The 10,303-nt window shown below is 54.3% G+C and carries 5 protein-coding genes and 2 pseudogenes; 4 read left to right on the top strand and 3 right to left on the bottom strand.

The genetic code is table 11. The features are described from left to right. Positions 1-782: 782 nt before the first annotated feature. The 4 genes and pseudogenes from glgP to ABX962_RS19720 all read left to right on the top strand — a co-directional run bounded on the left by glgP (position 783) and on the right by ABX962_RS19720 (position 6,336). The gene (gene glgP / locus ABX962_RS19735; protein WP_372721743.1) at positions 783-3,335 is read left to right on the top strand and encodes an alpha-glucan family phosphorylase; all 2,553 of its coding nucleotides are present in this window, start codon (positions 783-785) and stop codon (positions 3,333-3,335) included. Between the two features lie 234 nt (positions 3,336-3,569). Beyond that, a pseudogene (locus tag ABX962_RS19730) lies at positions 3,570-3,746 on the top strand (hypothetical protein); the annotation flags it as partial. A 31-nt stretch (positions 3,747-3,777) separates the two neighbouring features. Beyond that, a pseudogene (locus ABX962_RS19725) lies at positions 3,778-4,262 on the top strand (phosphoketolase); the annotation flags it as partial. A gap of 4 nt (positions 4,263-4,266) precedes the next feature. Then, positions 4,267-6,336, top strand: coding sequence for a glycogen-debranching protein (locus ABX962_RS19720; RefSeq protein ID WP_372721742.1), 2,070 nt, complete (start codon positions 4,267-4,269; stop codon positions 6,334-6,336). Between the two features lie 66 nt (positions 6,337-6,402). Here ABX962_RS19720 and ABX962_RS19715 read toward each other — a convergent pair whose 3' ends face one another. From ABX962_RS19715 to ABX962_RS19705, 3 genes are all read right to left on the bottom strand, one after another. Then, positions 6,403-7,242: a hypothetical protein gene (locus ABX962_RS19715; RefSeq protein ID WP_372721741.1), complete on the bottom strand. Its 840-nt coding sequence runs from the start codon at positions 7,240-7,242 to the stop codon at positions 6,403-6,405. 249 nt (positions 7,243-7,491) lie between these two features. Continuing rightward, on the bottom strand, positions 7,492-7,965 hold the full coding sequence (locus ABX962_RS19710) for a hypothetical protein (protein WP_372721740.1): 474 nt from the start codon (positions 7,963-7,965) through the stop codon (positions 7,492-7,494). A gap of 336 nt (positions 7,966-8,301) precedes the next feature. Further along, entirely contained in the window at positions 8,302-9,849 is a 1,548-nt protein-coding gene (locus ABX962_RS19705; protein ID WP_372721739.1) for an arylsulfatase, read from the bottom strand. Positions 9,850-10,303: the final 454 nt, after the last annotated feature.

Genomic DNA, 10,303 nt, shown 5'->3' with positions numbered 1-10,303 from the left:
TTTCTGTCGCACCAATCTTTCTGTCGACTCAACCGAAGAGTCACCGCAGGTCGTGTGTCGTTGGAACTTGGCAGCTTCACTCGGAACCTTCCCCACTCGTATATTCTCAGCGTCCGGGTTCACGAAACTACGATTACTCGGTCTGTCCAGGCCGCAATTGACGACAGAAACATTGGTGCGACAGAAAGATTAAAAACTTCAGCCTGCCTCGCAAAACTTTTCTGTCGCACCAATCTTTCTGTCGACTCAACCGCAGAGTCATCGCAGGTTACGCGTCGCGGAGAGTCAGACGGTTCACGACCGAACTTCCCTAGTCGAAAAACCTTAACTTCCAGATACACAATGCCACCACTCACCGGGGCAGTGCACTCGTTCGGGGCCAGTGGCCTGAGGCCGTCTTGTCAAAATTCTTGGCGACTTTCGCTACGGCGTGCTGGGGTGCTCGAGTGTGCAAATACGGGCGATGGCGGTGTGCGATTGTCGCCTTGATTTCGGAATACGGTCGATGCAAACGTGTGCAGTTGGCGGATAACGTCATTTTTGCGATCACAATTTGTCACAATCGTTTGGCACTAATATTGCTTCGCTTGGCGGCAACGAATCTCACCAGGTGATTCTCGCGATTTCCAAAACGTTCTTTCGACACGATGACTACAGGAGGATCGAATGGCCGCTACGGTGTCCAATAGGGTGCATGGTATTGGCCTGCAAATCCATGTTATGGGTACCAATGTTACGACAAGACCCGCTGAACAAGATCGTATGCAGTTGGCGGACCAGCGATGAGTGACAACCCGCGACATGTGCATCCGATCTACGATCTGTTTCCCATCGAGATCGACGGCTTCGAATCCTTAACCGAACTCGCTTTAGACCTTCGCTCATCGTGGAACCATGCAACCGACGAGGTTTGGCGTCGCTTGGACGCGGAATTGTGGGAAATCACTCAAAACCCGTGGGTCGTGCTGCAAACGGTTTCGCGTCAGCGGATCGAGCACGTTCTGGGCGATGCGGCGTTTCGGGCGAAGGTCGATCGGTTGGTCGAGATACGCCGACAAACGGCGGAGCAAGCTGCGTGGTTCCAGCAAACTCATTCCGAATCACCACCGCTGACGTGCGCCGCCTACTTCAGCATGGAATTCATGCTCAGCGAGGCGTTGCCGATCTATTCAGGCGGCCTCGGAAATGTCGCGGGCGACCAACTCAAAGCGGCCAGCGATCTTGGTGTGCCGGTCGTCGGCGTGGGGCTGCTGTATCAACAGGGCTATTTCCGCCAATCCATCGACAACGCGGGACACCAGCAAGCGTTGTACCCCTACAACGATCCCGGCCAGCTGCCGATTCGGCCGCTGCGGGACGCCGATGGTGAATGGCTGCGTCTAAAGATCGAACTGCCCGGTTATGCAGTTTGGCTGCGTGCGTGGCAGGTTCAAGTCGGACGCGTGAAACTGTATCTACTGGACAGTAATGATGCCGCGAACTTCCCGGCGCATCGCGGCATCACTAGCGAGTTGTATGGCGGTGGGCACGAACTGCGTTTGCGACAAGAACTGATCTTGGGGATTGGGGGTTGGCGTTTGCTTGCCGAGCTCGGGATCACTCCCGAAGTTTGCCACTTGAACGAAGGGCACGCCGCGTTTGCGGTTCTGGAACGAGCTCTTCAGTTTATGGACGCATCGGGGCAACCGTTTGAAGTCGCGTTGGCGGTCACGCGTGCAGGAAACTTGTTCACCACGCACACGGCGGTGGCGGCAGGTTTCGATCGCTTTGCACCTGCGTTGATCGAACAGCATCTGCGTCGCTATGCCGAACAGAAACTGGGGATATCGTTACACGACTTGATGGCACTCGGTCGGCTGAACCCAAATGATGAATCTGAACCCTTTAACATGGCGCTGTTGGCGATCCGGGGAAGCGGCAGCGTCAACGGTGTCAGTCGTTTGCACGGCCAAGTCAGTCGCCACATCTTCGAACCGCTGTTTCCGCAGTGGCCCGCCGACGAAGTGCCGGTGGGACACGTGACCAACGGCGTCCATGTGCCAAGTTGGGATTCGGCTGCAGCGGACGACGTTTGGACCCAGATGTGTGGCAAGGACCGCTGGCTAGGAACAAGCGAGACGCTGGAGTGTGACATTTGCCGTGTCTCGGACGAGAAACTATGGCAGTTTCGCGTGGATGCCACTCACCGATTGGTAGACTACGCCCGCAAACGATTGTCGCGGCAATTGGCGAGTGCAGGTTCATCCCCCGAGGAAGTCGAAGCGGCCAAACATTTGTTTGATCCGAACCTGTTGACACTTGGTTTCGCGCGCCGCTTTGCCACCTACAAACGGCCGAATTTGTTGCTGCATGATCCCGATCGGCTACTGCGATTGTTATCGGATCCCGAGCGCCCCGTTCAACTCGTGATCGCCGGCAAGGCACATCCTGCGGACCGTGCCGGCCAGGATCTGATTCGCGAATGGATCGATTTCATTCTGCAACCTATCGCACGCCAACACGTGATCTTTATCAGCGACTATGACATGTTACTGGCCGAACAATTGGTGCAAGGTGCTGACGTTTGGATTAACACCCCTCGGCGGCCTTGGGAAGCAAGTGGAACCAGCGGCATGAAGGTGTTGGTCAATGGTGGCATCAATCTATCCGAGCTAGACGGTTGGTGGTCCGAAGCCTACACGCCCGAAGTCGGCTGGGCGATCGGTGATGGCAACGAACATGGCGACGATCCCGCTTGGGATGCAGTCGAAGCCGAACAGCTTTACAGTGTACTTGAAAACGAGGTTGTTCCCGAATTCTATCAGCGAAATGAACAAGGCATCCCCACGCAGTGGATGGCCCGCATGCGAGCGAGCATGTCGCAATTGACCCCGCAATTCTCTGCGGTTCGCACAGTGCGTGAGTACACACAGCAACACTATCTTCCCGCCGCCATCGCATACCACCACCGCGCAGCGTACAACGGTGCGGGCGGCACCAGCATTGTCAACTGGGAACATTCGCTTCGTGAGAAGTGGGCATCGCTGAAGTTTGGTGAGGTGAGATTGCAGTCGAGTGAAAACGAGCACACGGTTGAAGTCGACGTCTACCTCGACGGACTCGATCCGAATTTCGTTCGAGTGGAGTGGTATGCCGACCCTCTGGACGGAGAAGACGCGGTTCGTCAGGAAATGTTGCGAACCGAGCCACGTGGGTCCACCACAGAAAACTGGGCGACTTACCACACCACGGTAACCGCGACACGCCCCGCATCCGATTTCACGCCACGGATCGTGCCCAAACACGCAAACGTCGCGGTACCCCTAGAGCTGGATCTGATCCGGTGGCAGCAATGAAGCGAATCCCCCCGTAGCGAAACTCGTCAAACGTTTTGGCCAGCCACACACTGTTCGCCCAAAAGGGAAGCCCGCGAGCACCGGTCACTCGAGCGTCACGGCTGACTTCAGCAACATGCTTCACATATTCACAGCGTTTCCCGAAACTCTGCGTGACGTTCGCTACCACACCAATTATCCACCACGATTTCGATCAAAACTGCCGGCACAACTCACGACATCATCAGGAGTCTCATGATGACAACGCTCACATTTTCATCAATCCTGTCCTCTGAATTGCTGCAAAACATCGACGCCTATTGGCGTGCGGCCAACTATTTATCGGTGGGGCAAAATTTTCTGCACGACAATCCGCTGCTCAAAAACGCCGCTGCGGTTGTTGGATGTCAAAAACATGTTGCTCGGTCACTGGGGAACCTTGCCGGGTCAGAACTTTATTTTCGCTCATCTGAACCGCGTGATCAAAATGCTGAACGAACATCAATGCGAAAGCTGGCTCGAGGGTTATCGATCGACGGCACGCCATGAATGTTCAATTGCTACGAAGCGTTTATCCAAATCGTCGATTCGATGTTCAATCAGCACGCCAAATGGTTAAAGGTGACGAACCATCTGGCGTGGCGACACAAAACTGCATCGCTGAACGACTTGCTTGCTTCGCATGTGTGGCGGCAGGACCACAACGGATTCACGCACCAAGATCCCGGATTCATCGATCACGTGGTAAACAAGAAAGCGGAGGTCGTGCGAGTGTATTTGCCGCCTGATGCGAATGGTTTGTTGTCCGTCATGGATCACTTTTTGCGAAGTCGTGACTACGTCAATGTCGTAATCGTAGGCAAACATCCCGCACCACATTGGTTGACGATCGAAGCAGCAGAGAATCACTGCACCGCGGGCACCAGCACCTGGAAATGGGCGAGCAACAACGATGAATAACTGGGAAAAGATCGAAGGAACGCCTTACCCGTTGGGCGCGACGTGGGTCGACGATGACGCGGCGTTCAACTTCTCGCTGTATTCGAAACATGCCGAAACCGTGCGGTTACTCTTGTTCTCAGCGAGTAACGTCGTTCACCCTGTTTACGAACACACGCTGGACTATCTGAAGAACAAATCGGGCCCGGTTTGGCATTGCCGAATCAGCAAATCGGATGCCGCCGACGCCATCTACTACGCCTATCGTGTGGACGGTCCGCCTCCGCAGCCCGGTTACGATTGGCACAGCTTTGACTTTGAAAAAGTCTTACTCGACCCGTGTGCTCAAAGCGTTTACTTTCCCGACGACTTCAGCCGCGATGCCGCACGGCGTCCTGGGTCCAATGCGGGCCAAGCACCGCTGGGGGTGTTACCGGACCGGCTATGTGGTTTTGATTGGCAAGACGATCGGCAACCTCGTCACGGCAGCGATTTGGTGATCTATGAGTTGCATGTCAAAGGGTTCACGCAGCACCCCGACTCGGGTGTTGCGGACCTGCATCGGGGCACTTTCCTTGGCGTCATCGACAAAATTCCCTACCTCGTCGAATTGGGCATCACCGCCGTCGAGCTGATGCCGATCTTTCAGTTTGATCCCGATGATGGCAATTATTGGGGTTACATGCCGATGAACTTTTATTCGCCGCATCACGCCTACGCGACCTTTCCCGACGCGTGTCAACAACAGCACGAATTCCGAACGATGGTCAAGGCACTGCACGCGGCGGGCATCGAGGTGATCTTGGACGTCGTCTATAACCACACTTGCGAAGGCGACCAACGCGGACCGACGTATAGCTTTAAAGGGATCGACAGCAGTTCGGCTTATATGATGACAGGTGACCCCGATGCACCGTTTGCCAATTACAGCGGCACCGGCAACACGCTACATACCGCAAACCGAGCCGTCCGTCGACATATCATCGACAGTCTGCGGTTCTGGGATGCAGAAATGCGGATTGATGGATTTCGCTTCGACCTAGCCTCTATCTTCACCCGCAACTCCGATGGTTCGATCAATTTGGATGACCCGCCGATCATTAGTGAAATCGGTACGAACGCCGATCTCACCAACAATCGTTTGATCGCCGAACCATGGGATGCCGGCGGAGAATTCCAGCTCGGCCGAAAATTCCCAGGCCAGCGATGGATGCAGTGGAACGCACATTACCGAGACACACTGCAGCGTTTCGTTCGTGGCGACGATGGAATGGTGGCTGATCTGATGACGCGGCTGTACGGCAGTGCGGATCTGTTCCCGGATGATCGGATGCACGCGTATCAACCGCCGCTAAGCGTCAACTACATCACATCGCACGACGGGTCCACGCTGTACGACCTTGTTTCGTACAACCAAAAACGCAATTGGGCTAACGGACACAACAACACCGATGGCAGCGAGGAATCGAGCTGGGACAGCGGTTGGGAAGGAGACGAAGGGGTGCCGCCTGAAATCCTCCGTCTTCGCAAACAGCAAATCAAGAATTTCATCAGTTTGTTGATGTTGTCCAACGGAACGCCGATGTTCCGCATGGGCGACGAATTCATGCAAACACAGCGAGGCAACAACAATCCGTACAATCAAGACAACGAAACAAGCTGGCTCGCCTGGAGCCGTTTGCGAGAGCACAGCGATGTCTTTCGATTCGTTAAACAAATGATCGGCTTTCGCAAATCGCATCCGTCGATCAGCCGTTCACGGTTCTGGCGCGACGATGTGAAATGGTACGGCAGCGGCCACCACGTTGACTTTTCGACGTCGTCAAAACAACTCGCCTACGCGTTACACGGAGCGTCGCAGAACGACTGTGATCTCTACGTCATGATCAACGCCGACGCCAGATCGATCGAATTCGGAATCCAAGCTGGGACGCCGGGATCGTGGATCCGTATCGTGGATACGTCGCGTCCAAGTCCTGATGATTTTACTGCGTCTGCCCACAAGCCAATCCAACAAGCATCCTACATGGTCGCGGGGCGGTCGGTGGTGATCCTGGCGAATGCGACTTCGCAAACGCCGTAGACACCATCCATCGTCCGAGACGAAGCTTCTTGGTAAAAAGCGGTTTTTGCGACGATGCTGGTCTTTTTACGAGGCGGTGTTAGCGATCAATTCGTTTTGAAAATCGGTCCAAAACGCTTTTCCATTGGCGTACTGGATCGGATCGATACGAGATTTGAAGGCTTCGAGATAGCCTAGATAGCTGTCGGCGTAGTCGACATACGAGTACTCGGGGTCCGCCATGGGATTGACGAAACGCGGGTCGCCCGGTTCGACTTGGTAGGCGAAGGCCCCAGATTCATCGACGTGAAAATTCGCCAGCAGCGTTGGCAATTTCATCTGCAATTCGTAGAGACCTCGTTCGCCCCAATCCATGCCTTCGGTCGCAGCCTCGAAAGCCTGTGCCACCGGTGTCGGCGTGGTGCTGTCGGGAAACCGCAGTCCCCAAGCGGCACCGGACTGGGTAAGACCGTCGCGATTCATATCGACCTGAGCTGCGGGCGGAATCAGCAAATTCATCGCCCCTTCTTCGCTCAACGAATCGACTTGGATCGGATTGGCTAAATGATGGATGCCTTGGACCACAGCCATCTCATCTTTGGAAAGTGACGACAAATACGCTTTGGGAGCAACGTAGCCGCCATTTTCATAGGCATTTTGAATGAGATCGCCGTACTGTTTTCCAAGTTCTCGCGGTGCCTCGGTCGTACGGTAGCGGCCTTGCAACTCGAGCTGGAACCATCCGTCCCACGCCTCCTGGATCTGCGTTGGAAGCGGTTCGTCGGATTCGAGCGGTTCCGCCGAGGCATAGCCCGCATGCCCGGCGCCGGCCAACACTTCGCTAAACACGTTTTGCAGACTGTGTTCCGCGTCCAAACGTCTTTGCTGCAACGTGCGAAAGGCGGGGGTTGTGTCCGAAATTTCCATCGTTGCGGATCCGAATGAAGACGACAACAAATAGCGTCTATAATCGGATCATGCGGCATTGACTCTTGAGCCGAATCAAGGAAATGCACCGGGATAATTCACGTCGTGTTGGATGGTGACGTTTTTGCGTAGCGGAAGTCGTGCGTGACTTTCGATCCACGATCGGGTACCGCAGAGGTTCTTGACGAGTTTCACTACGAAATTATGTCACAGCGAGCGCCGAAATGGCCGCCAAACTCAGCAGGCTCCTCAGCTGATGTGAGCATCGAGCCCTTGCATCTGATAGCGAAAATCGAACTGCAAATCGGGATGCAGTTTCTCCATCGCCTTATCGATCTTTTTCAACTGGGTCGCGTACATATTCGCACTGACTCTGCAGCTACGAAATCGAATTTTCCGCTCGACAAATTGTCGACAAAAGTGGATGCGGATTCGCAGTTCGGTTTCTTTGTTGCCAGAGTAGCGAATGTATTTGTCCATCCAGCGAACGATCTTTCGCATCGTCTTTTTATGGATGGTATGAGACGCAGGGAGCTGCTGATCGATCTCGTCACAGACCGCGTCCGCATACCCAATTTCGTCATCCGCATGCATCAGTAGATAGGTCAACAATTCTTTGTTGTCGACTTTGTATTTTGCCAGACGAACGCATGCATCGAGCAATTCGTCGCGGTCCAGGTTCGCGAGCGACTTTTTCAGCTCATGGATCGATGCCGCCTTCATGGATTGTTTTTTTTGTTTGGTTGGGGGGATTCCGTGGCGAAAGTCGCCAAGACTTTCGGTGGTCTGGGGTGGCGGAAATCGGATTGCGTTTGACGAAATTCTTGACGGCTTGTTGATTTAGTCGTACGACGGACTTCCTAGTCCGTCCAGTACACGATTGACGGACTAGGAAGTCCATCATACACCCCTTGCCGCAGGAAACTTCACTAAATCAACAAGCCGTTGACGAGTTCCGCTACGGGAAGCCATGTCCGAACGAAACTCTTGACGAGTTCCGCTACACATCGAGGTTGCTCACAAGAGGATGAGCGTGGAATAACACGACTGGGGCCGGACTCACTGCCGGGCAGCGTACTCGGATTCTTCGATCCACGTCAGATCACTCCAATACCCGGTATCATTAGATTGAGCTTCGCCAGGGGTGGTGCGGCCGTTCAAAACGATATCGGTGAGCTTCTTTTGCAGCGAATCGGCGATCTCGGGATGCAGCGAAATGACGTTCGACGCTTCCGCCGGGTCTTTGGCAAGGTCGTACAACTCGTATTTGGCCTTTGCGTGCGGCAGCACCAATTTCCATGTTCCTTCGGTGACCGAGAAACGTCCCGCAACGCTGTGGTTGATCAGCGGTAGTCGTTCGTGCTTTGCATCGGGATCGACCAGCACCGAGGCAAAACTTTGGCTGTCTTCGCCGGCATCTTCGGGAAGCTCGACATCGAGAATGTCGGCCAACGTCGCCAACACGTCCAATTGTCCCACCAATGCGTCACAGCGGCGACCGGGCTGGGCAATCCCGTTTGGCCAACGCACGAAACACGGGACGCGATGGCCGCCTTCGTAGATATCGCGTTTGCCGCCTCGATAGATCGAACTGCTGTCGTGATCAAATTTTTCGATCCGCTGTTTCCACGACTTTTCCGGGCCATTGTCGCTGCTGTAGACAATCATGGTATTTTGATCCAAACCCGATTGCTCGAGAAACTTCAAGATACGCCCAACGTGGTAGTCCGTTTCGATCACAAATTCGCCATAGCCGCCTGCGTTGCCTTGCCCGTGGAATTCAGGCAACGGGCACACCGGGTAATGTGGCGAAGTGTAGGGCAGATAAACAAAAAACGGTTTGCCTGATTTTGCATCGCTCGTCTTGCCCTCCATCCACTGAATCGCCTTGTCCGTGAACCGGGTCAAACATTGGTTGTCGATGAAATCGGGTGCCACCTCCATGCCTCTTGTGCCGACCACCTTGGCGGTTTCCTCGGGCGAATCTTGATAGGGTGGCATGATACGATAGTCGACGTGCCGATCGTTGGGCTTCTTTGCCGTGAACATCGTCGGTGGCACCTTGGCATAACGCCCTTCGAACCATGCCAAGACACCATAGTTCAGCGACGCCGGAACGCCGTAGAAATAGTCGAATCCCTTGTCCAGCGGCATGTCTTTTACCGGTTTTGTCCAATCACGATCGCGATAACTTGAACCGGGAAAGTCCATCCCCAAATGCCACTTGCCCACCATTGCGGTGTGGTATCCGTTATCGCGGAGCAACGACGCCAACGTCATGCGGGAATCGTCAATCAAACACTTTCCTTCGGCGCCCATCACGTTTTTCTTCATTTTCGTTCGCCATGAATAGCGGCCTGTCAACAATCCGTAGCGAGACGGGGTGCAAACCGAGTCCGAGCTATGGCCGTTGGTGAACGCGATCCCTTCGGCAGCAAGCCGATCTAAATTGGGTGTCTGGAACTTCGCCTCCGGGTTCAAACAGCTGGCGTCCCCAAACCCTTGGTCGTCTGTATAGATCACGATCACATTGGGTTTATCAGCAGCGGCCAAAAGCGTTTGCGGAACAATCAACAAGGCAAATAGCAAAGGTACCAGTGACTTCATGGCAGCGTGTTTCTTTAGACAAGGGAGGAGAAATGGATCGAATCAGGTTTTGCCGGTACGAGTCAGGCATTGCGGATCGAACGTCACGAAAGTCCGTGAAGCGAGAAGAATCTCAGCGACGTATCGAACAATCACTCCGACGCTGGCCTTCCGACGCGGACCTTCCGATGCTGGCCAGCGATGCCCCCCAGCCGTCGCCAAGGATCCCGCCGCCGTGTTCTCAGTCATGATTTTAACGGAACAAGCATGACCAGCGTAACAAGATTTATCGTTTAGTTTCGTGGTGACGGAGCATCAAAAGGTTGATACGTGAAAGTCGGTGGTAGACAATAGCGGTCACGATCATCCACATCTGCCGATTATGATAATCGATTTTGACGCCAAAGCGTTAAACGAACTCATTGCGAAGCCATTTTATGACTGAATCCGAAGACCACGCTACCCCGGACGCTGT

This window comes from Novipirellula sp. (genome assembly GCF_041583735.1).
In the GTDB taxonomy this organism is placed as follows: Bacteria; Planctomycetota; Planctomycetia; order Pirellulales; family Pirellulaceae; genus Novipirellula.
Note: the sequence above shows the minus strand (reverse complement) of the source record. Positions and strands in the feature narration are given on the sequence as shown.